The organism is Cupriavidus taiwanensis (genome assembly GCF_900249755.1).
In the GTDB taxonomy this organism is placed as follows: Bacteria; Pseudomonadota; Gammaproteobacteria; order Burkholderiales; family Burkholderiaceae; genus Cupriavidus; species Cupriavidus taiwanensis_D.
The window spans coordinates 1-19482 of the sequence record NZ_LT976853.1 but is presented as its reverse complement, the minus strand read 5'-3'; the positions used below and the strand labels follow the sequence as shown (position 1 = coordinate 19482).

The 19482-nt window shown below is 68.4% G+C and carries 23 protein-coding genes and 1 pseudogene; 8 read left to right on the top strand and 16 right to left on the bottom strand.

All coding sequences use genetic code 11. The annotated features are described in order from the left end of the window. Positions 1 to 80 precede the first annotated feature (80 nt). From gspK to gspG, 5 genes are read right to left on the bottom strand one after another with little or no spacing between them, the layout of a single operon-like run. The gene (gene gspK / locus CBM2594_RS00120) at positions 81 to 1130 is read right to left on the bottom strand and encodes a type II secretion system minor pseudopilin GspK (protein ID WP_116355059.1); all 1050 of its coding nucleotides are present in this window, start codon (positions 1128 to 1130) and stop codon (positions 81 to 83) included. After that, entirely contained in the window at positions 1127 to 1834 is a 708-nt protein-coding gene (locus tag CBM2594_RS00115) for a PulJ/GspJ family protein (RefSeq protein ID WP_116355058.1), read from the bottom strand. Before CBM2594_RS00115 ends, gspK begins: the two co-directional genes overlap by 4 nt. Beyond that, positions 1812 to 2225, bottom strand: a complete 414-nt coding sequence (gene gspI / locus CBM2594_RS00110; protein WP_116355057.1) for a type II secretion system minor pseudopilin GspI — start codon at positions 2223 to 2225, stop codon at positions 1812 to 1814. The genes CBM2594_RS00115 and gspI overlap by 23 nt, the downstream gene beginning before the upstream one ends. Further along, positions 2222 to 2722, bottom strand: coding sequence for a GspH/FimT family pseudopilin (locus tag CBM2594_RS00105; protein ID WP_116355056.1), 501 nt, complete (start codon positions 2720 to 2722; stop codon positions 2222 to 2224). Before CBM2594_RS00105 ends, gspI begins: the two co-directional genes overlap by 4 nt. A gap of 33 nt (positions 2723 to 2755) precedes the next feature. Next, a complete protein-coding gene (gspG, locus tag CBM2594_RS00100) occupies positions 2756 to 3217 on the bottom strand; it encodes a type II secretion system major pseudopilin GspG (protein WP_116355055.1) in 462 nt (153 codons plus the stop codon). Between the two features lie 243 nt (positions 3218 to 3460). On the opposite strand from gspG, the gene CBM2594_RS00095 reads away from it, so the two are divergent. The 5 genes and pseudogenes from CBM2594_RS00095 (at position 3461) to CBM2594_RS00075 (ending at position 7177) form a co-directional block, all read left to right on the top strand. Further along, complete coding sequence (locus CBM2594_RS00095; RefSeq protein WP_116355054.1) at positions 3461 to 3913, top strand: RrF2 family transcriptional regulator; 453 nt, start codon at positions 3461 to 3463, stop codon at positions 3911 to 3913. Positions 3914 to 4006: 93 nt separating this feature from the next. Continuing rightward, positions 4007 to 5227, top strand: coding sequence for a globin domain-containing protein (locus CBM2594_RS00090; protein ID WP_116355053.1), 1221 nt, complete (start codon positions 4007 to 4009; stop codon positions 5225 to 5227). 126 nt (positions 5228 to 5353) lie between these two features. Continuing rightward, a complete protein-coding gene (locus tag CBM2594_RS00085) occupies positions 5354 to 6151 on the top strand; it encodes a type II secretion system protein N (RefSeq protein ID WP_116355052.1) in 798 nt (265 codons plus the stop codon). A 154-nt stretch (positions 6152 to 6305) separates the two neighbouring features. After that, a pseudogene (locus CBM2594_RS00080) lies at positions 6306 to 6542 on the top strand (EF-hand domain-containing protein); the annotation flags it as partial. 140 nt (positions 6543 to 6682) lie between these two features. After that, positions 6683 to 7177 carry an Lrp/AsnC family transcriptional regulator gene (locus CBM2594_RS00075; RefSeq protein WP_010813460.1) on the top strand — a complete coding sequence of 165 codons (495 nt, stop codon included), beginning with the start codon at positions 6683 to 6685 and terminating at the stop codon, positions 7175 to 7177. Between the two features lie 98 nt (positions 7178 to 7275). Here the strand turns inward: CBM2594_RS00075 and CBM2594_RS00070 are convergent, their stop codons facing one another. Beyond that, positions 7276 to 7974 (bottom strand): GNAT family N-acetyltransferase, encoded by a 699-nt coding sequence (locus tag CBM2594_RS00070; protein WP_116355051.1) that lies wholly within the window; start codon positions 7972 to 7974, stop codon positions 7276 to 7278. Between the two features lie 326 nt (positions 7975 to 8300). Between CBM2594_RS00070 and kefF the strand changes: the two genes are divergently transcribed. Next, complete coding sequence (gene kefF / locus CBM2594_RS00065) at positions 8301 to 8855, top strand: glutathione-regulated potassium-efflux system oxidoreductase KefF (RefSeq protein WP_116355050.1); 555 nt, start codon at positions 8301 to 8303, stop codon at positions 8853 to 8855. Further along, the gene (gene kefC, locus CBM2594_RS00060) at positions 8852 to 10666 is read left to right on the top strand and encodes a glutathione-regulated potassium-efflux system protein KefC (RefSeq protein WP_116355049.1); all 1815 of its coding nucleotides are present in this window, start codon (positions 8852 to 8854) and stop codon (positions 10664 to 10666) included. The genes kefF and kefC overlap by 4 nt, the downstream gene beginning before the upstream one ends. A gap of 28 nt (positions 10667 to 10694) precedes the next feature. On the opposite strand, the gene CBM2594_RS00055 is transcribed toward kefC, so the two are convergent. The 7 genes from CBM2594_RS00055 to paaA form a co-directional block, all read right to left on the bottom strand. Continuing rightward, positions 10695 to 11312, bottom strand: a complete 618-nt coding sequence (locus tag CBM2594_RS00055; RefSeq protein ID WP_116355048.1) for a TetR/AcrR family transcriptional regulator — start codon at positions 11310 to 11312, stop codon at positions 10695 to 10697. A 9-nt stretch (positions 11313 to 11321) separates the two neighbouring features. Then, on the bottom strand, positions 11322 to 12119 hold the full coding sequence (locus tag CBM2594_RS00050) for a DUF1835 domain-containing protein (RefSeq protein ID WP_116355047.1): 798 nt from the start codon (positions 12117 to 12119) through the stop codon (positions 11322 to 11324). Between the two features lie 218 nt (positions 12120 to 12337). Then, positions 12338 to 13426: a 1,2-phenylacetyl-CoA epoxidase subunit PaaE gene (gene paaE / locus CBM2594_RS00045; RefSeq protein WP_116355046.1), complete on the bottom strand. Its 1089-nt coding sequence runs from the start codon at positions 13424 to 13426 to the stop codon at positions 12338 to 12340. 24 nt (positions 13427 to 13450) lie between these two features. After that, positions 13451 to 14020, bottom strand: a complete 570-nt coding sequence (paaD, locus tag CBM2594_RS00040) for a 1,2-phenylacetyl-CoA epoxidase subunit PaaD (RefSeq protein WP_116355045.1) — start codon at positions 14018 to 14020, stop codon at positions 13451 to 13453. Positions 14021 to 14051: 31 nt separating this feature from the next. After that, positions 14052 to 14903, bottom strand: a complete 852-nt coding sequence (gene paaC, locus CBM2594_RS00035; RefSeq protein ID WP_116355044.1) for a 1,2-phenylacetyl-CoA epoxidase subunit PaaC — start codon at positions 14901 to 14903, stop codon at positions 14052 to 14054. Between the two features lie 10 nt (positions 14904 to 14913). After that, positions 14914 to 15201: a 1,2-phenylacetyl-CoA epoxidase subunit PaaB gene (paaB, locus tag CBM2594_RS00030; RefSeq protein WP_012354162.1), complete on the bottom strand. Its 288-nt coding sequence runs from the start codon at positions 15199 to 15201 to the stop codon at positions 14914 to 14916. Positions 15202 to 15227: 26 nt separating this feature from the next. Continuing rightward, the gene (gene paaA, locus CBM2594_RS00025) at positions 15228 to 16247 is read right to left on the bottom strand and encodes a 1,2-phenylacetyl-CoA epoxidase subunit PaaA (protein ID WP_116355043.1); all 1020 of its coding nucleotides are present in this window, start codon (positions 16245 to 16247) and stop codon (positions 15228 to 15230) included. Positions 16248 to 16447: 200 nt separating this feature from the next. On the opposite strand from paaA, the gene CBM2594_RS00020 reads away from it, so the two are divergent. Then, a complete protein-coding gene (locus CBM2594_RS00020; protein WP_116355042.1) occupies positions 16448 to 16918 on the top strand; it encodes a universal stress protein in 471 nt (156 codons plus the stop codon). A 36-nt stretch (positions 16919 to 16954) separates the two neighbouring features. Here CBM2594_RS00020 and CBM2594_RS00015 read toward each other — a convergent pair whose 3' ends face one another. From CBM2594_RS00015 to CBM2594_RS00005, 3 genes are all read right to left on the bottom strand, one after another. After that, positions 16955 to 17233, bottom strand: a complete 279-nt coding sequence (locus CBM2594_RS00015; protein ID WP_018006086.1) for a DUF1488 domain-containing protein — start codon at positions 17231 to 17233, stop codon at positions 16955 to 16957. Positions 17234 to 17596: 363 nt separating this feature from the next. Beyond that, positions 17597 to 18841, bottom strand: a complete 1245-nt coding sequence (locus CBM2594_RS00010) for a nucleoside recognition domain-containing protein (protein ID WP_116355041.1) — start codon at positions 18839 to 18841, stop codon at positions 17597 to 17599. Between the two features lie 66 nt (positions 18842 to 18907). Beyond that, on the bottom strand, positions 18908 to 19294 hold the full coding sequence (locus CBM2594_RS00005) for a DUF488 domain-containing protein (RefSeq protein ID WP_116357630.1): 387 nt from the start codon (positions 19292 to 19294) through the stop codon (positions 18908 to 18910). Between the last annotated feature and the right edge of the window lie 188 nt (positions 19295 to 19482).

Here is a 19482-nt window from a genome sequence, read left to right as displayed (position 1 = left end):
ACAAAACCGCGTCAATACCATTCTCCCCGGTTGCTCCGGTGTGCTGTTTTCATATGTGCGCCAGCCCGCCCTGCCATGGTTCAGCGCAGGTCGGGCAGCCGCTCCGCATCCTGGATCCAGACCACGCGGGTGGTGTTGGCCGCACCGAGCGGCTCGCCGCGGTAGATCAGCGACACCTGCAGCCGGCTGGCGCGCTCGTGCCGCACCAGCCCGTAGACCAGGAAGTAATGCGAGCGCACGTCGAGCAGGTTGCCCAGGTTGCCGCTGCTCGCCTGCGGCGCCAGCGTGGACAGCTGCGTCTGCAGGTTGCCGATGTTGTTGAAGTAGGCGCGGTCGCGCTGGCGCACCAGCTCGCGCGCGCGCTCCAGCGGCAGCTTGTCGATCATCGCGGCCAGCACCTCGGCCTCGGCGGTGTTGGCATTGACCAGCGTGCGCTCGGGCAGCACGATGACAAAGGGCTCCAGCACGGCCACCATCTCGGGCGTGTAGCCGGGCAGCGCCAGCAGGCCCTGCACGCTGTCGAGCGGGCGCGGCGCCTGCCGGCCGCCCGAGCCGTCGCCGCCATGGCCACCCTGGGCGGCCTGCAGCATGTGGCGCGCGGTGGTCTCGGCCAGCGCCGGGTTCAGCCCCACGGTGCGCAGCAGCCGGCCGTAGGCTGCCTGCGCCCCCTGGTCGATGTTGGCGACGCGCCCGACCGGCGCACCCTGGCCGCCGGTGGCGGACCACGTTACCAGGTTGGCCAGGTTGAAGCGCGCCTGCGCATCGAGGACGCGTCCGGACAGGAACGAGGTCTCGCCGGCGACGTCGGTGCGCAGCGACGCGCCCAGGAAATCCGACAGCCGGGTCTCGGCGATCGGCACCGCCCACGGCTCGCCCAGTTGGTCGATGTTGCTGCGGCGCTGGTCGTCGCGCAGGATCAGCCGCGCCCAGTCGACCGCGGCGCGCTCGATCCAGGTGGCCTGGGCCAGCAGGCGCTGGTTTTCGATGGCGCGGATCTGCACCTGCTGGCGCCACAGCATGCCCGACACCACCACCACGGCCAGCGTCACCATCAGCAGCGCGGTGACCACGGCGGCGCCGCGGGCGCGGCGCAACGGCCGCAAGCGGAACAGGCGGCGGGCGTGCGTCATAGCCCCGACATGCAGATCTTCTGGAACTGCCGCGGCGCGTCGCCGTCGCCCATGCGGGCGAGGATGGTCAGTTCCACCGCGCGCACCGCGGTGTTGGGCACCGCCGCGCCGACGTCCGACGCCGCCACCGCGCTGGCGGCGTTGCCGCTGAACAGCACGTTGCGGATGCGGTTGCTGTCCGCCTGCCAGCCGCCGGGTTCGATCCAGGCGCGCACGCTCATGCCGTCGACGTCGGCCAGCACGCGCCGCACCTGCGCGTTGCTGCCCCCGCCCTGGCGCAGCGCCAGCAGCGACGACTGCAGCGCCGCGCGGTTGACCACCGGCGGCGCGGCCACGCGCACCAGCGTGTTGCCATCGAGTTGGTACGACAGCGCCTGCCATGCCGGCGGCTGGCCTTCGTCGCGGCGGTCGCGCACCAGCAGCACCCGGTTCTGGCCGATCTCGACCGGGCTGCCCTGCAGCAGCGTGGGGTTGGCCAGGTGCTCGCAGTCGGACTGCAGCTGGCCGTAGAGCACCTTCAGCGCATCCAGCCGGGCGTCATGGTCGATCAGCCGTTCGCGGCTGCGCGTCAGGCTGTCCAGCGCGCGCCAGCCGATCACGGCCATCACCGCCAGCAGCGTGATCGCGACCAGCATTTCCAGCAGCGTGAAGCCGCCGGCGGATCTGCGCCCGCGCCGGCGCTCAGAGCACGTTGCGGAGTTCATTGGGAACGATGGTGACAAGCCAGGCCAGCCGCACCGACTTGTCGGTGGCGGACGGATAGACCGCGATCTCGACGCGGCGGAACACCGGGTTGGGCGTGGCCGACACGGATTGCTCGCAGTACAGCGGCATGCCGCCCTGCGGGCAGGCATAGCCGCTGACGCCGGGCTCGGGCCAGGTCTTGGCCAGGCGCACCGAGGCCAGGTGGTTCTCGGCGCTCCATTCGGCCAGCATGCGGGTTTGCAGCGACGCGCTGGCATCGACCATCGAGCCCATCGCGCGCATCGCCGCGGTCAGCGCCACGGCCAGGATGGTCAGCGCCACCAGCACTTCGATCAGCGTGAAGCCGGCCGCGCGGCCGCGCCGGCGTCCGGGAAAGTGCCGGCGCGTCATGGGATGCTGGCGAAATAGCGGCCGCTGCCGTCGCCGGCCACATCCACGCGGATGTCACCGCGCACCAGCACCAGGCGCTGCGGGGCATCGATCAGCTCGCGCCCGAAGATGAGCCGCGGCGGGCTGTTGGTGCCGGTGCTGCGGCCGCCCTCGGCGACGATGACCTGGTCGAGCGCCAGGCGCCAGGTGCCGGGTGCGAACACGTCGGTGCGCAGCGGCACCCAGCCGTTGGGGGTTGATTCGAGAAAGCGCCAGCCGCCGGCATCGCCTTCCCATGCAAGCGGGCGCGCGCCCAGCTGCGCTTCTTCCTGCGCCAGCTCGAACAGCCGCGCGATGCGCTGGCCGTCGTCAAGCACGCGGCCGCGCTCGTTGGGCGAGGCATTGACCGCGACCAGCGAGATCACGATGCCGGCGATCACCATGACCACCAGCAGTTCCAGCAGCGTGAAGCCGGAGTGCCGCTGCCGGGGGGCGCGGCGGCGCGGCGCCGTGGTCATGAGGGAAGCGGCAAGGGCGGGCGGCAGGGGGGCTTACTCCCAGTTGCCGATGTCGGCGTCGTTGGCGTTGCCGCCGGCCTGGCCGTCGGCACCGAAGCTGAACACGTCGATCTCGCCGCGCACGCCCGGGTTCAGGTACTGGTACGGATGACCCCACGGATCCTTGGGCAGCTTTTCCAGGTAGCCGCCGCCCTTCCAGTTGTTGGGCACCGGCTCGGTGGTAGGCTTGCTCACCAGCGCGCCCAGGCCCTGTTCGGTGGTCGGGTAGCGGCTGTTGTCGAGACGGTACAGCTTGAGCGCCTGCATGATCGACGAGATATCCTGACGCGCCGCGACGATGCGGGCCTCGTCCGGACGGCTCATGATCTTGGGCACGACCAGTGCCGCCAGCACGCCGAGGATCACGATCACGACCATGATCTCGATCAGGGTAAAGCCGCGCGCGCGGCGGGCAGGACGGGCGGGACGGGCAAGCTGGGAAGTGAATCTGCGCATTGTTGGTAAGACCTCTTTGCTGGAATGGCTGGACCCGCGCCAGGGGGCTGGCGGGGCCGGGTTCGCCAATCAGTATAACCGGCGCCTTATGACTCTTTTATGGGCGGCCCCTGTACGGGCCGCAGGAAAGTTTGCTGTGAATCACAAAGTACACCGGCACCATTCGGCGACCCCGAACCGTAGCATGCCGGCGCAAAAAATAACTTGCATCCAGGATGCATCTTTTCTTAACATAGCGCCACGATGCAACTGACCCGCTTCTCCGACTATGCGCTGCGCCTGCTGATGTACGTCGCCCGTGGCGACGGCAGCCGGCCCATCACGATCGCCGAGGTGGGCCAGCAGTTCGGCATCTCGCACAACCACCTGGTCAAGGTGGCTGCGCGGCTGTCGAAGCTGGGCTGGATCAGCGCCACGCGCGGCCGCCATGGCGGCCTGCAGCTGGGCCCCGGCGCCGAGCGCCTGACCGTCGGCACCATCCTGCGCGAGCTGGAAGGGCACCGGCCGGTGATCGACTGCGACAACCCGCCCTGCGCGCTGAACGGCAACTGCCGCCTGAAGCGGGCGCTGGACGTGGCCGAGCAGGCGTTCTACCGCGCGCTCGACGACGTCACGCTGGCCGATGTCACCGGCAGCCACACCGCCGAATCGATCATCCGCCTGCATCGTGATTTCCTGAACCGGCGTTCGGCCTGAGCGGACGGGATCCGCGCGTGGCCGGCGAATGCCGGTTTTTTGTTGTCCAAAAACATGCATCTCCATTGCATGAATAAAACGGAGTGATACCCGATGCTGTCCGCCGCTTCCCGCCCCTATATCGATGCCAGCGTGCCCGTGCTGCGCGAGCACGGCCTGGCCATCACCACGCATTTCTACCGCGAGATGTTCGCCGACCGGCCCGAGCTGACCCAGTTGTTCAACATGGGCAACCAGGCCAACGGCAGCCAGCAGCAGTCGCTGGCGTCGGCGGTGTTCGCCTACGCGGCCAACATCGACAATGCGGCGGCGCTGGGTCCGGTGGTCGAGCGCATCGTGCACAAGCACGCGGCCGTGGGCATCACGCCGGCGCACTATCCGATCGTCGGCCGCCACTTGCTTGGGGCGATTTCCGCGGTGCTGGGTGAAGCCGCCACGCCGCCGCTGCTGGCCGCCTGGGACGAGGCCTACTGGCTGCTGGCCGGCGAACTGATCGCCGCCGAGGCGCGCCTGTACCAGCGCACCGGCGTGGCCGCCGGCAAACTGATGCCGGTGCGCGTGGTGCGCCGCGAGGCGCAGGGCGGCCAGGTGGTGGCGCTGACGCTGGCGGCGGCCGACGGCCAGCCGCTGCGCGATTTCCGCCCGGGCCAGTACATCAGCGTCGAGGCACGGCTGGACAACGGTGTGCGCCAGTTGCGCCAGTACTCGCTGTCGGCCGAGGCAGGCCTGCCGACCTGGCGCATCTCGGTCAAGCGCGAGGACGGCGACCAGGCCACGCCGGCCGGCGCGGTCTCGAACTGGCTGCATGCCCACGCCCAGGAAGGTGTCGAACTTAAGGTGAGCGCGCCGTTCGGCGAGTTCACGCCGCAGCTGGAAAGCCGCCGACCGCTGGTGCTGCTGTCGGGCGGTATCGGCATCACGCCGATGCTGTCGGTGCTGCGCACGCTGGCCGCGCAAGGCTCGCAGCGGCCGGTGCTGTTCGCCCACGCCGCCCGCGACGGCCACCACCATGCCCATCGCGCCGACCTGCAATGGGCGCGCGAGCGCCTGCCGGGGCTGGTCACGCACATCAGCTACGAGTTCCCGCAAGCCGGCGACGCCGCGGGCCGCGACTACGACCATGCCGGCACCATGCCGCTGGCCGACCTGCTGCGCCAGTCCGACCTGCAGCGCTTTGTCGATGGCCGCTTCTACCTGTGCGGGCCGCTGGGCTTCATGCAGGCGCAGCGCCACGCGCTGCTCAGCGCAGGCGTGCCGGTGGCGCATATCGAGCGCGAAGTGTTCGGCCCCGACCTGCTGGACGACCTGCTTTAAGGGGGGCGGCCGAGGCGCCGCGGGCCTCGCCCGCGCGGCAGACAGCGTCATGGGGCTCTGGTACGCTTGGCGCGTCCGCGCTTTCGCGCCATGACCCGCCGCGGCGGGTTTCCAGGGTCCCGATCCATGCAATTGTCCCTCCGGCCTTCGTTCCGCTTCGACGCCTCCGCGCTGTGGCTGCCGCGCCTGGCCAGCGTGGTGCTGTTTATCGCGCTGTGCGCGCTGCTCACCTACTGGGTGCTGACGTTCAGCGCGATGCGGACCATCCCGGTGCCCAAGAGCGCACGCGTGGCGCAGACCGAGGCGGTCGAGACCGGCGCGGTCGCGACGCTGTTCGGCGGCTCGGCCCAGGCCGGCCCGAGCAACGTGCAGCTGCTCGGCGTGGTGGCCGAGCTGGGCGGTGGCGCCAGCGCGGCGATCGTCTCCATCGATGGCGGCCCGGCCAAGGCGGTGCGCATGGGGGCGGACCTTGCGCCGCAGATCCGGCTGGTGGAAGTGCGCCAGCGCGGCGTGGTGATCGAGCGCAATGGCGTGCGCCAGGAGATCGTCCTGCCGCTGCAGACCGGGGCCACGCGCGGCGCGCCGCGTGCGGCCAGCCCGCTGCCGACGCCGCCAGCCGGCGCCGCGGCGCCCATGGCAACGCCCATGCCGCCCCCGGCGCAGGCCGCTGCCCAGCCCGCGCCAGGCCAGCCGCCGCGCAGCCAGCCGTTGGGACAACAGGCCCAGGCACAGTCCCAGCCCGCGGCGCAGCAAGCCCAGCCGCAGATCCAGCCGCAGATTCCACCTCAGCCACAGCCGGTCCAGCCGGCACAATCGGGCCAGCCGGCCCAGCCCCAGCCTCAGCCCGTCGATCCGCGCCAGTACCAGTCGGTGTCGCCCGAGGCCGCTGAGGACGGCCAGATGGCGCCGAAAGGGCAGCCCTAGGCTGCCGGCGCCGCAATTATTCGCGCTTGCTTGCGTTCCCTTACGCCGCCCCCGGCTTTCTGTGAGGCGGGTAACATCGTATTAAAAGCGCCAACTTCGCTGCATCGTCTGCGTTCTAATCCGTACATGCCAACGTGATGACAAGGAGCAAGACATGCAACGCAATCACAAGCCGCAGATCCTGAAACAGTTCCTGGCCGCCTCGGCCGCCCTGCTGGTTGCCGGCGGCGCCTTTGCCCAGGCCAGCGCCCCCACTGCACCGGGCACATCGCCGGCACCGGCCGGCAAGCCCGGCATGGGCCACCACCATCGCCACCATGGCGGCGGCATGTGGATGAAGGCGATCGATACCGACGGCGATGGCGCCATTTCCAAGGCCGAGGCCGACGCATGAGTGACCGATAAGGCTGCCGACCCCACAAAATCGAGCGCAGATCGGACGTAATCTCACAAAAAATTGCGTACTTGTGCACGGCTTGCTAAATTTGCGCAAAAAAATTGCCAATAAACATATTGCGGAGCAACAATATCGTGAGCAAGGTGGAGTTGGACAAGATCGACCGGAAGATCCTGGAAGTGCTGCAGACCAACGGCCGGTTGACCAACCTGGAGGTGGCCGAGCGCGTGAACCTGTCGCCCAGCCCCTGCCTGCGCCGCATCCGGCGGCTGGAAGAGATCGGCGTGATCCGGCAGTACGCGGCGCTGCTTGAGCCCAACAAGATCGGGCTCGGCCTGCTGGCCTATATCAATGTGCGGCTCGAAAAGCATGGCGGCGCGCCCAAGGGCAAGGCCCCGCTGGACCTGTTCCGCGCTTCCATCGCGGTGTGGCCGGAGGTGGCGGCCTGCCATGCCATGACCGGCGAGATGGACCTGCTGCTCAAGGTCTATGTCGAGGACATGGAACACTTTGCGCGCTTCATGCAGGAACAGCTGCTGGCGCATCCGTCGGTGATCGACGTGCGCTCGAGCTTCGCGCTGGAAAGCATCAAGGACACCACCGCGCTGCCGGTGGGCGGCGCGGCCTGAGCGGCGCGGCCCGGGCCCGCAAGGCAAAACGGCGCATCGTTGCGATGCGCCGTTTTTGTCGATGCCGTCGGTTATGTGCGGCCGGTGGGCCGGGCCGGTCAGGCGGTATGCTTCTGCGGCACCATGGTGCGCCAGAAGCGCAGGCCGAAGCGGCGTGCGTCGCGCAGGTTGCGGCGCACCGCGTAGTCGAGGTCGGCGAGCTGCTCGTCCAGCGCCTCGCTCAGGCGGCTGGCGGTATCCGCAGGCGGCAGTTCCAGGTAGGCGTCGGCTTCGCCGTAGGCATACTGGACCTTCATGCCGGCCTTCTTGGCGATATGCATCATCGCGGCATTGCGCGACAGGCAGTGCATGTACAGCGTGCGGACGCTGGTATTGCGGCCATGGATGGCGGCACGCTCGAACAGCGCGCTGCCGATGCCGCGGCCGCGGGCGCTGCCCGACACCGACACGCCGAACTCCGCCACGCGCCCCTGGGCGTTGTCGCGCAGGTTGGCGAAATGGCCGACGCCGATCAGCTCGAGCTTGTCGTCGTAGACGCCGAACACGCTGTCATGGTCGAAGTCGATGCTGTCGACATAGGCTTCGATCACGTGGTCGCCCACCGACTGGCCGAAACGGAGCAGGCGATCCTCCTCGCCCAGGGCGAGGAAATGCTTCAGCAGGCGCGAGCGGTGGTGGGCCGACAGTTCGCGCACCAGTACGGTGGAGCGATGGGCGGCTTGGGCGGCTTCGGCTGCCTTGCGCAGATCTTCGTCGGTCAGTGCGCCGACGGCCTTGCTCAGTTCGAGCGGGTTCACGATGATTCCTTCCGGTGCTGTCAGATAAAAAATAGGCACTGCGATGGTGTTTTTCCAGGCACTTTTGCTGGTCTTCGTGCGAGACTCGGGGAAACACCAACTTGATGCGGCACGAAAAGTATTGTAGTGGAATTGTCAGTTTGACGTAAGCATCCTGCGCCGCAACAGACGCCCGCCCGGTCAGGCTGGCAAATAATTACGAGTAAAAACAAACACTTAAAAAAATGTGATGAATTGTTGCGCGCCGTCAAGTGTGGATTTGGTGCAACGCGGCAATTCCTCCGGCCCCGCCGATTTTTCGATCAATCCAGCCCCAACCGCTTTCGATGACCGAGCCCCCCATCGTTGTGATCTACGCGCACCCGACGCCGAGCCGCTCGCGCGTCAACCGTCCGTTGGCCGACGCGCTGGCTACGCTGTCGCAAGTCCAGGTCCGCGACCTTTACCGCAGCTATGTCGACTACGACATCGACGTCGTGGCCGAGCAGCGCGTGCTGTCGGTCTCGGACACCATCGTGCTGCAGTTCCCGGTGCGCTGGTACAGCGTGCCGGCCCTGCTCAAGCTGTGGCTGGATGAAGTGCTGGAGCCGGGCTGGGCCTATGGCCCGGGCGGCACCGCGCTGCGCGGCAAGTCGCTGCTGGCGGTGGTCAGCACCGGCGGCACGGCCGATGCGTACGGCCCCGATGGCACGCATGGCCACCCGATTGCCGAATTCCTGCTGCCGCTTGAACAGACCGCCTTGCTGTGCGGCATGACGTGGCTGCCGCCGGTGGTGCTGCATGACGCGCACAATGCCGACGCCCAGGCGCTGGCCGACCACATCGCCCACGTCTGCAGGCGCCTCGGCACCCATGCGGCGCCGGCGGAGGCGCAGGCATGAACCAGCATGACTTCCTGATTGCGCTGCTGGTGTTCCTGGTGGCGGCCGTGGTGGCGGTGCCGCTGGCGCGGCGCGGCGGGCTCGGCGCGGTGCTGGGCTACCTGCTGGCGGGGGCGGCGATCGGGCCGTTCGCGCTGCGCCTGGTGACCGATGTCGAATCGATCCTGCACTTCTCCGAGTTCGGCGTGGTGCTGATGATGTTCGTGATCGGCCTGGAACTGGAGCCGCGCAAGCTGTGGGCGCTGCGGCGTAGCATCTTCGGCTACGGCGGCGCGCAGCTTGCCGCCTGCGCGCTGGTGCTCGGCGCGGCCGCGGTGCTGGCCGGCGCGTCCTGGCAGGTGGCGCTGGTGGCGGGGCTGGGGCTGGCGCTGTCGTCCACCGCGATCGCGCTGGCGACGCTGACCGAGCGCAACCTGTTCGGCACGCCGGCGGGCGCGGCAAGCTTCGGCATCCTGCTGTTCCAGGATATCGCCGCGATCCCGATGATCGCGCTGCTGCCGCTGCTGGCCACGCAAGGCGCCGCAGGCGCCGGCGCGGGCGCGGCCGGCTGGCTGGCGGCGGGCAAGGCGGTGGCGGTCATCGGCGCGGTGGTGGCCGGCGGCCGCTACCTGGTGCGCCCGGCGCTGCGCTTCATCGCCCGCACCGATATGCGCGAGATGTTCACCGCCTTTGCGCTGCTGCTGGTGGTAGGCATCGCGCTGATGATGGATGCGGTGGGCCTGTCGATGGCGCTGGGCACCTTCCTGGCCGGCGTGCTGCTGGCCGATTCCGAATACCGCCATGCCCTCGAGGCCGACCTGGAGCCGTTCAAGGGCCTGCTGCTGGGGCTGTTCTTCATGGCGGTCGGCATGTCGATCGACTTTGCCGTGCTGGCACGCTCGCCGTGGCTGGTGCTGGGCCTGGTGGCAGCCTTCGTGGTGGCCAAGACCGCGGTGCTGGCACTGCTGGCGCGGCATTTTTCGATTGCCCGCGGCCAGCGCCTGCTGTTCGCGCTGCTGATCTCGCAGGGCGGGGAATTCGCCTTCGTGGTGTTCGGCGTCGCCGGCGGCGCCGGGCTGCTGCCGCGCGAGACCGAAGCCCTGCTGGTGCTGGTGGTGGCGCTGTCGATGGTGGCCACGCCGCTGCTGTTGCTGGCCTATGACCGGCTGGTGGCGCCGCGCATCGGTGCCGGCAAGGCGCGGGCCGACGAAGTCATCACGCCGCAGCACAACCCGGTGCTGATCGCCGGCTTCGGCCGCTTCGGCCAGATCATCGGGCGCCTGCTGTACACCCAGGGCGTGGGCGTGACGGTGCTGGACCACGATCCGGACCAGATCGAATTCCTGCGCCAGTACGGCTTCAAGGTCTTCTATGGCGACGCCACCCGGCTGGACCTGCTGGAGGCGGCCGGCATCGCCGATGCGCGCATCCTGGTGGTCGCCATCGACAGCATGGACGACAGCCTGGCGCTGATCGACCGCGTGCGCGAGCGCTTCCCGGATCTGCAGATCTACGCCCGCGCGCGCCATGTCTCGCACGTCTACCAGCTCAAGGACCGCGGCGTGCAGCTGTTCGAGCGCGAGATGTTCGAGGGCTCGCTGATGCTGGGCCGGCGCGTACTGGAAGGGCTGGGCTTCGACCCGGGCGAGGCGCGCAACGTGGCGCTGCGGTTCCGGCGCCACAACATCGAGGCGATCGACCGCTTCTACCCGCACTACACCGACCAGAAGAAGCTGGTCTCGCTGGCGCGCCAGGCGCGCGACGAACTGGAAGAGATGTTCCGCCAGGACCGCGAGCAGCGGCGCCAGCGTGAAGAGGCCGAGTGGATGTAAGCGGCCTGCGGCGGCCGGCGCGGCGGGTTCAGCGCCCGGCGCCGGCGCGGCCGGGCAGGCCGCCTTCGAGCAGGTCGACCACCATCTCGGCAAAGTCGGCGTAGGAAAGCCGGCCGCCCGGCTTGAGCCAGGTGAAGGTCCAGTTGATCATGCCGAAGACGGTCATGGTCAGCGCGGTCTGGTTCTCGCGCGTGACGCGCTCCGGGTAGGCACGCCGCAGCAGGCGCGAGAACGCCGCGACCACGTCGCGCTCGCGGCCCAGGATCAGGTCGCGCTGGGTCTCGGCCAGGAACTTGACGTCGTTGATCAGGGCGATATGGCGCGTCTGCGAGGTCTCGTACTCGGCCAGGAACGCGCGGATCAGGTTGCCGAAGGCGTCCTTGTCGGTGCGGGCATGGCGCTCGGCGTCGGCTTCCACTTCGGTGACGAGCAGCATCAGCCGGCGCGTGTAGCGGTCCAGCAGGTCGAACAGGATCGCTTCCTTGCTCTCGTAGTAGTGATACAGCCGCGCCTTGGAGGTGCCGCAGGCGGCGGCCAGGTCGGCCATCGAGGTGCTGGGGTAGCTGCTGTTGGCAAAGGCGGCGGCGGCCAGGTCCAGGATCTGCTCGCGCTGCGCCTCGAAATCGGGTGCCTTGGTACGGGCCATATATTCTTTTTATTCGCCCCCGCTGCCGCCGGCGTGGCGGCGCAGCTCGCAGGTATCGAGCGAGTCGGCGTTGCCGCGCAGTACCAACTGGCCCATGGCGATCAGCTCGCGGCAGCGCCAGAACACGAACCAGTCGCTGGCCAGCAGGCCCTCGATCGCGCCCATCACGCTGCCCACCACCTGCGCCGCGGGGGTCCAGTCGGACGGGGCGCGCTCCATGATGATGTCGTCGATGGTGCGGTAGGCCGCGGGCACCAGGGTGTTGCCCTTCCACAGCCGCACGTCGGCGTTTTCCTTGACGTTCTGCTGCCATTCGTAACCCAGGCGCCCCAGGCGCAGCACCGAGACCGGGGCGATGGTCGAGAAGCGCCGCGCCAGCCGCGCCGGCGAATACATGCCGATCGCCGCCAGGTTGCCCTGCGCGGGCATTTCGAGTTCGCGCAGGTCCATCGCCACCTCGTTGATCCGCTGCGGCGCCTGGTACAGGTGGAACACCACCCGGCGCAGCATCAGCTGGTCGGCCGCGCTCTGGCCGTGCCAGATCGCCACTTCCATGTCGTCCTGCCGCAGCGCCAGCAGCTGGTCCAGCGCCTGGCGCATCTCGGCGGCGAAGTCGATGTCGGTGTGCGGGGCGACGCGCTGCCAGAAGCCGGAGCGGATCATCCCGGTGCTGTCGATGTCGGCCAGCGGGCCGACGGCGAGATCGTCGCGCAGCACCACGACAGGGTCCGGCCGCGCAGCCTGGGCCAGCGCCTGGCGCAGGGTCGTGCCTGCTACATCACCGTTGACGACGTGGATATATTGCATGGCCGTGATTGTATATGGGTGGGGCGGTTCGCTGGCGCCGCCGCGGCGGCGGCACGACAACTGCCCGGCGGCTCTGTCGAAAGCCGCCCGCACCGCGCGCCTGTTCACCCGCCTGCAAGCATCGCGCCAGCAGGGCGCCGCCTGCCGCCATTGTAGTCACGGCCCGTGCTGGCCAATGTCGGCGATTGTCTGACGACGCACGCGGCGGCGTGCCGGGCTCAGCGTTCGTCGTAGCTGACCACCACCCGCGGCGTCAGCGCGCGTGCCTGGCAGGTCAGCACGAAGCCCTTGTCCATCTCCCAGGGCTCGAGCGTGTAGTTCTTTTCCATCTCGACCTTGCCTTCCAGCACTTTGGCGCGGCAGGTGCAACAGACCCCCCCTTTGCACGCATAGGGCAGGTCCAGCCCCGCGGCCAGCGCGGTGTCGAGCACGTTGGCATCCGCCAGCGGCAGGCGCATGCTGTGCTGCTTGCCATCGAGCACCACCACCAGCTCCGCCGTGCCGGCGTGATCGGCGTGCGCGGCGGCCGGCTTGCGCCGGGTTTGGGCCAGCGGTACCCCGAAGCGCTCGGCGTGGATGCGTTGCGGGTCCAGGCCCGCGTCGCGCAGCGCCGCCTCGACCTCGTCGATCATCGACGCCGGGCCGCAGACAAAGGCCGCGTCGATGTCGTCGACCGGGATCAGCGTCTGCAGGAAAGCCGTCACCCGCGCGTGGTCGAGGCGGCCGTGGAGCAGGTCCACCTCCTGCGGCTGGCGCGACAGCACGTGGTACAGCGTGAAGCGCGCCAGGTACTGGTTCTTCAGGTCCTCCAGCGCCTCGGAAAAGATGATGCTGTCGACATTGCGGTTGCCGTAGACCAGCGTGAAGCGGCTGCGCGGCTCGGCCTGCAGCGTGGTGCGGACCAGCGACAGCACTGGCGTGATGCCGCTGCCGGCGGCAAAGGCGACATAGTGGCGCGCGGCATCGGCATCGAGCGGCACGTGGAAGCGCCCGTCGGGCGTCATCACGTCGATCACCTGCCCGGGGGCGATGGAATCGTGCAGATGGCTGGAAAACAGCCCGTCCTCCACCAGCTTGACCGCGACGCGCAATTCGCCGTGCGCGTCATAGTCCTGCACCGCCGAACAGATCGAGTAAGAGCGCCGCAGCTCGTTGCCGTCGACCGGCGCCTTCAGCGTCAGGAACTGGCCCTGCGTGAAGCGGTAGGCATCGCGCAGCGCGTCCGGGACCTCGAACGCGATCGAGATGGTGTCGGCGGTCTCGGGGCGAACCTGCGCCACGCGCAGCGGGTGGAACTGTGGAGTCATGGCAGCCTGGCTCGGCCCGGGGGCTCAGTAGGGTTTGAAATAGTCGAACGGCTCGCGGCAGTCCAGGCACCGGTACAGCGCCTTGCAGGCGGTCGAGGCAAAGCGCGAGATCTCCTGCGTATGGACGCTGCCGCAGCGCGGGCAGGCCACGGCATCGGGCGCGCCGGCACGCGCGGCGCGTGGCACGAAGCGCAGCGGCTGCGCTCCGGCCGGCGCACCGCACTGGCCCGGCGGCGCGATGCCGTACGCGCGCAGGCGCTCGCGCGCGGCCGGCGTGATCCAGTCCGTGGTCCAGGCCGGCGCCAGCACGGTGCGGATGCGCCATGGCGCCAGCCCCGCGCGGTCCAGCGCCTGGCCAATGTCCTCAGCGATCTGCGACATCGCAGGACAGCCGGAATAGGTGGGCGTGATGACGATCTCCAGCACGCCGTCCGGCGCCGATACCACCTCGCGCAGGATGCCAAGTTCGCGGATCGATACCACCGGGATCTCCGGGTCCGGCACCGCTTCGAGCGCCGCCCACGCGCGCGCGACGCGCTCGCCGGTGGCGCCCGCGTTGTGCACGTGATAGGAGGGAAGGGCGGTGACGTTCATGTGGATCAACCGTTTGCGCTGAAGCGGGCGCTCACCATTGCGCGCCCGGATGGGCCCGCGCCAGTCCCTGCATTTCGCCCAGCAGGTAGCTCATGTGTTCCGAATGCACGCCGTGCTTGCCGGTCGAGACAAAACCCGTGGCCGGCGGCAAGACCAGCGTGGCGGCCTGCAGCGTCTCGGCGACGGTGTCGTCCCAGGCCGGGCGCAGCGTGGCGGTGACCACGCCGACGCCCTGCGCGGCGGCCTCGATCTCGACCGCGTCTTCGGCAAAGCACTCGTTCATATAGGGGAGCAGGTGCTCCAGCGCGCGCTGCATGCGCGCGTGCGAAACCTCGGTGCCGTCGCCCAGCCGCACCACCCAGCCCGCCGCATGGTGCAGGTGGTAACGCGCCTCCTTGACCGCCTTGGCGGCGATCGCGGCCAGCGGTTCGTCCCGGCTGTCCTGCAAGGCCCGCCAGAGCTCCACCATCAGCGCGCTGTACAGGAAGTTGCGCATGATGGTGACGGCGTAGTCGCGTTCGGCGGCGGCGTTGCCGGCGAGCGGGCCGCGATGCGGCAGCTCCAGCAGCGTCCAGTTGCGGAACTCGCGCTCGGCGCGCCAGTAGGCGTAGTCGTCCTCGTGGCGCGGCAGGCCGGTCAGCTCGCCCTCGAGTTCGCCGGCGCGGCCATACAGCAGCCGCGCCTGGCCGATCAGGTCGAGGCTGATATTGGCCAGCGCGATGTCTTCTTCCAGCACCGGCCCGTGGCCGCACCATTCGGCGTTGCGCTGGCCGAGAATCAGGGCGTTGTCGGCCAGGCGCAGCACGTAGCGCAGCGCGGCGGAGCGCTCAGACGGCAGGTGGTCCAGCGAGGCAGGCGTGGCAGGCTGTGGGGACGCGGTCATCGTGCGGGCCTTACATGTGGTTGACTTCGTCGGGCAGCTGGTAGAACGTCGGATGCCTGTAGATCTTGTCGGCCATGGGGTCGAACAGCTCCGGCTTTTCCTCCGGCACGCTGGCGGTGATGGCCGCGGACGGCACCACCCAGATCGACACGCCTTCCTGGCGCCGCGTATAGACGTCCCGCGCCATGTGCAGCGCCTGCTGCGCGTCGGCCGCGTGCAGGCTGCCGCAATGCTTGTGTTCCAGGCCTTGCTTGCTGCGCACGAACACTTCCCACAGCGGCCATTCCTTGCGTTGCATGGTGGTCTCCTCGGCGATGTCGGTGGTCAGGCGGCCGCGCGGCCGGCGCCGGCTTCGCGTTCGGCCAGCCTGGCGGCGTGGGCCAGCGCGGCTTCACGCACCCAGGCGCCGTCCTCGTGCGCTTTCACGCGGGTGGCGAGGCGTTCCTTGTTGCAGGGGCCGTCGCCGTTGATGACACGCCAGAATTCGTCCCAGTCGAGCGGGCTGTAGTCGTAGTGGCCACGCTCGGCATTCCATTGCAGGCCGGGGTCGGGCAGGGTCACGCCCAGCACGCGCGCCTGCTCGACCGTGGCATCGACAAACTTCTGGCGCAGGTCGTCATTGGAGATGCGCTTGATGCCCCAGGCCATGGTCTGCGCGCTGTTGGTCGAGGCCGCATCGGGGGGGCCGAACATCATCAGCACCGGGAACCACCAGCGGTTGACCGCGTCCTGCACCATCTCGCGCTGGGCGTCGGTGCCGCGCATCATGGCCAGCAGCGCGTCGAAGCCCTGGCGCTGGTGGAACGATTCTTCCTTGCAGATGCGGATCATGGCGCGCGCATACGGCCCGTATGAGCAGCGGCACAACGGGATCTGGTTCATGATCGCGGCGCCGTCGACCAGCCAGCCGATCACCCCTACGTCGGCCCAGGTCAGCGTCGGGTAATTGAAGATCGACGAATACTTGGCCTTGCCACTGTGCAGCGCATCGACCAGGTCGTCGCGCGAGGCATCCAGGGTCTCGGCCGCCGAATACAGGTAAAGGCCGTGGCCGCCTTCATCCTGCACCTTGGCCAGCAGGATGGCCTTGCGCTTGAGCGACGGCGCCCGGCTGATCCAGTTGCCCTCCGGCAGCATGCCGACGATTTCCGAGTGCGCATGCTGCGAGATCTGGCGCACCAGCGTCTTGCGGTAGGCCTGCGGCATCCAGTCCTGCGGCTCGATCTTGCCGTCGGCGGCCATGCAGGCATCGAACGCCGCCTGGCGGGCGGCTTCGTCCGCGGGCGCGCTGGCCTGCGCCGCATCGGCGTGCTGGCCGGGCAGGTCAAGACTCTGCGTGTACATATCGTCTCCTCTGGCGGGGCGCCGCGCCAATCCGGTCCGGCACGGCTGGCCCTATTATATATAAGCCGACCGGTCGGTCAATTAAAGGGGCGGGCTGCTGGTCGCTTGCCGCCGCGCATGACGCGGGCACCGGCCGCTGTGTACTATCCAATACAGGCGGCCCCCGCGCCGCATTCCTTTCCATCGACGGAGGTACGCTCATGACCAGCGCGGCATACAGCAAGATCGTGGTAGCAGTGGACGGCAGCAGCACGTCAGACCTGGCGGTTGACGAAGCCATTCGCGTGGCCTCGCCCGGCGGCGCAACCGTGCTGGCGCTCTATATCGTCGACATCGGCACGCCCATGTTCGACGCCGGCTACTACGACCCGAGCCAGTTGCAGAAGGCGTTCGAGGAAAGCGGCCAGCGCGCCCTGCAGGGCGCGGCGCAGCGCCTGGCGGGCGCCGGCGTGGCGCATGAAACCCGGCTGGTGAGCGCGGCCGCGGTGCCGGGAGACATCGGTGCCTCAATCAACGAGGCCGCGCGCCAATGGGGCGCAGACCTGCTGGTAATCGGCACGCATGGCCGCCGCGGCGTGCGCCGGCTGGTGCTGGGCAGCGTTGCCGAGGCGGTGATCCGCCAGTCCACTATGCCGGTGCTGCTGGTGCGCGGCGAAGCGAAAGCCGACTGACGCCAGGACAATGCGCCCCGGACGCGGGCGGCAGGTTCAGCCCGCGAAGCGAAAATGGCCGCTGCGCAGCACGATCTCGCGCGCCTCGGTCAGCTCGAACAGGCTTTCGGCCAGGCGCTCGATCCGTTGGCGGTTATTGGTAAAGGCCGCCACCAGGTCTTCCTCGCGCGGCGAGCGCGCGCCGAAATGGGCCTCGAGCGCCTCGGCGGTGACGGAATACAAGGTGGGACTGCCGTTGACCGTCGCGGGGCAGGACAGCGTCAGGCTGGCTGCACAGTAGGTGGGGAGGCTGCGAGGGAACGTGATGTCTGGCATGGCGTGCCTCGTGCTGGCGGCGGACGTATCCAATCAATATAGGCCAAGGCCGCGTTCCGTAAAGTCCCACGGCAATTGCGACCATCCAGCCGATGTTTCCTTCGCCGTCGATTTCCCGCTGAACTGCCATGCCTTCGCCCGCGCCGCTGTTGTTGCAGTGCGGAAATCCATCACGGCAGCTACCCAACACAGGCGAAAAAAAACCCACGCAGGTTGTGCGTGGGTTGGAATCCACCGAGGTGGTGGAGGAGACAGACTTCACTATACATGGTTTGTTGCGACGCACCAAGTGCAATGTGTCAATGTACGATGGTGCGCACAATGCCGTTGTAAGAAGGCGACAAATTGGCGGGACTGACGAGGTCAGCGGAAAAGGTACGCGGCGCCGACTGCACAAAAGATCCCTGCAGTGTCTGCCACAAGAGCACAGCCAAGCGCATGGCGCGTATTGCGCACATTGATGCTGCCGAAGTAGACCGCCAGCACATAGAAGGTCGTTTCGGTCGACCCCTGGATAATCGCCGCCAGCCGTCCCTGGAAGGAATCCACGCCGTAGGTCGTCATCACGTCGACCATCAGCCCGCGCGCGCCGGCGCCGGACAGGATCTTCATCAGACCGACCGGCAGCGCCGGGACAAAGTCGGTGTTGACGCCCAGCATTGCGAAGCCCTGCATGAGCCAGGCCATCAGCACTTCCATGCAGCCGGCGGCGCGGAACAGGCCAATGGCGACCAGGATCGCCACCAGATAGGGAATGATCTGCACGGCGACGCCGAAGCCTTCCTTGGCGCCGTCGATAAACGCCTCATACACGTTGACCCGGCGCAGCGCACCGCAAATCAGGAAGAGGGTGATCAGGGACAGGATGAAGCCGGCGCCAGCCAGCGCCGTGAAAGTGCTGACCTGTTCGGGCGGCGCATGCCGCAACCACGCGAACATCGCCCCAAGCAGCGCGGTCACCAGCCCGAACGCCACCAGTACCGCGGGGCGCAGCAGGTTGATCCGCTGCACCCATGCCACCGCCAGCAACCCTGCCAGGCATGCGCCCCCGGTGGCCAGCAGCGTCGGCAAGAAGATGTCGGCGGCGTTGAAGCCGACCAGCCCCTGCTTGACCGCGATGGCCTGGCGGATGGCGATGACCGAAGTCGGGATCAGCGTCAGCCCGGCAGAGTTGAGCACGATGAACATGATCTGGGCGTCGGTAGCGACGTCCGGGCGGCGGTTCAGCGTCTGCAACTCGCGCATGGCGTTCAGCCCCAGCGGCGTGGCGGCGTTGTCCAGCCCGAGCAGGTTGGCCGACACGTTCATCATCATGGCGCCTTGCGCCGGGTGTCCCTGGGGCACCCCGGGAAAGAAGTGCCGCAGCAGCGGGTTCACGAGCCGGGCGAAGGCGTCGACCACGCCGGCGCGCTCGCCGATGCGCATGATGCCCAGCCACAGGCTCATCACGCCCGCCAGTCCGAGCGCGATCTCGAAGGCAGTGCGGGCGCTGTCGAACAGGCTGCTTAGCATCGCCGGGAAGATGGCGAGGTCGCCCTGTGCCACGCGGACGCAGGCGGCGAAGAAGGAAATCAGGAAGAAGCCGAGCCAGACTACGTTCAGCGCCATCGGAAAATGGAGGAAGCGGGAAAACGTGAGAACAAAGCCGGGACGAACCCCGGCACGCTGTGCGACTCAGCCGATCACGGCCCCGCGTTCGGCGAGCAGCTCGCGCAAGACGGAGCGGTGGCAACGCGCTTCGTCCTCGCAATAGCAGCCCACCGAGAAATTGGTCTGGTGCGACAGCGCTGCCAACAGGTCCAGCGTGCGGCTGGCGTCCGGCTCGGCCATTTCCTTGCGGAAATGCCGCACGAAGACTCGCCATTGTTTATCGTCGGTCGCATGTAGCGCCTGCGCCACTAACTCCGGGGACGGTGAAAGCACCGGATACCAGACATCATAGAAATCGCGGCTCGCAAACTCCGATTTGGGGACGCCACGCGGCGGCCTGCGCACGGTACCGATGCGCAGGCCCTCGTCGGCCGCGCGCGGTGTACCCAGTCTTACGATTCTGATGGTCATGAGGGTCCCGGTTTGGGTCTGGCCGCCCTGCAAGGCCGCGGCGGTGTGCCGGGTCTGCTTCAGCCCAGACAGATCATGAATCATGGTGCCGCGGCTGACAAACCGGCGCTGCCTGGGCCGCCCTTTTCGGGCGTCATCGAATTATTTCGTGGAACCGCTTGCCAACGCCGTCTTCGTCGCTTACTATT

Bases quoted from the DNA above. Each gene is read 5' to 3' on its own strand.
- gspK (WP_116355059.1), bottom strand. From the start codon at position 1,130: ATGACGCACGCCCGCCGCCTGTTCCGCTTGCGGCCGTTGCGCCGCGCC.
- CBM2594_RS00115 (WP_116355058.1), bottom strand. From the start codon at position 1,834: ATGAACTCCGCAACGTGCTCTGAGCGCCGGCGCGGGCGCAGATCCGCC.
- gspI (WP_116355057.1), bottom strand. From the start codon at position 2,225: ATGACGCGCCGGCACTTTCCCGGACGCCGGCGCGGCCGCGCGGCCGGC.
- CBM2594_RS00105 (WP_116355056.1), bottom strand. From the start codon at position 2,722: ATGACCACGGCGCCGCGCCGCCGCGCCCCCCGGCAGCGGCACTCCGGC.
- gspG (WP_116355055.1), bottom strand. From the start codon at position 3,217: ATGCGCAGATTCACTTCCCAGCTTGCCCGTCCCGCCCGTCCTGCCCGC.
- CBM2594_RS00095 (WP_116355054.1), top strand. From the start codon at position 3,461: ATGCAACTGACCCGCTTCTCCGACTATGCGCTGCGCCTGCTGATGTAC.
- CBM2594_RS00090 (WP_116355053.1), top strand. From the start codon at position 4,007: ATGCTGTCCGCCGCTTCCCGCCCCTATATCGATGCCAGCGTGCCCGTG.
- CBM2594_RS00085 (WP_116355052.1), top strand. From the start codon at position 5,354: ATGCAATTGTCCCTCCGGCCTTCGTTCCGCTTCGACGCCTCCGCGCTG.
- kefF (WP_116355050.1), top strand. From the start codon at position 8,301: ATGACCGAGCCCCCCATCGTTGTGATCTACGCGCACCCGACGCCGAGC.
- kefC (WP_116355049.1), top strand. From the start codon at position 8,852: ATGAACCAGCATGACTTCCTGATTGCGCTGCTGGTGTTCCTGGTGGCG.
- CBM2594_RS00055 (WP_116355048.1), bottom strand. From the start codon at position 11,312: ATGGCCCGTACCAAGGCACCCGATTTCGAGGCGCAGCGCGAGCAGATC.
- CBM2594_RS00050 (WP_116355047.1), bottom strand. From the start codon at position 12,119: ATGCAATATATCCACGTCGTCAACGGTGATGTAGCAGGCACGACCCTG.
- paaE (WP_116355046.1), bottom strand. From the start codon at position 13,426: ATGACTCCACAGTTCCACCCGCTGCGCGTGGCGCAGGTTCGCCCCGAG.
- paaD (WP_116355045.1), bottom strand. From the start codon at position 14,020: ATGAACGTCACCGCCCTTCCCTCCTATCACGTGCACAACGCGGGCGCC.
- paaC (WP_116355044.1), bottom strand. From the start codon at position 14,903: ATGACCGCGTCCCCACAGCCTGCCACGCCTGCCTCGCTGGACCACCTG.
- paaB (WP_012354162.1), bottom strand. From the start codon at position 15,201: ATGCAACGCAAGGAATGGCCGCTGTGGGAAGTGTTCGTGCGCAGCAAG.
- paaA (WP_116355043.1), bottom strand. From the start codon at position 16,247: ATGTACACGCAGAGTCTTGACCTGCCCGGCCAGCACGCCGATGCGGCG.
- CBM2594_RS00020 (WP_116355042.1), top strand. From the start codon at position 16,448: ATGACCAGCGCGGCATACAGCAAGATCGTGGTAGCAGTGGACGGCAGC.
- CBM2594_RS00015 (WP_018006086.1), bottom strand. From the start codon at position 17,233: ATGCCAGACATCACGTTCCCTCGCAGCCTCCCCACCTACTGTGCAGCC.
- CBM2594_RS00010 (WP_116355041.1), bottom strand. From the start codon at position 18,841: ATGGCGCTGAACGTAGTCTGGCTCGGCTTCTTCCTGATTTCCTTCTTC.
- CBM2594_RS00005 (WP_116357630.1), bottom strand. From the start codon at position 19,294: ATGACCATCAGAATCGTAAGACTGGGTACACCGCGCGCGGCCGACGAG.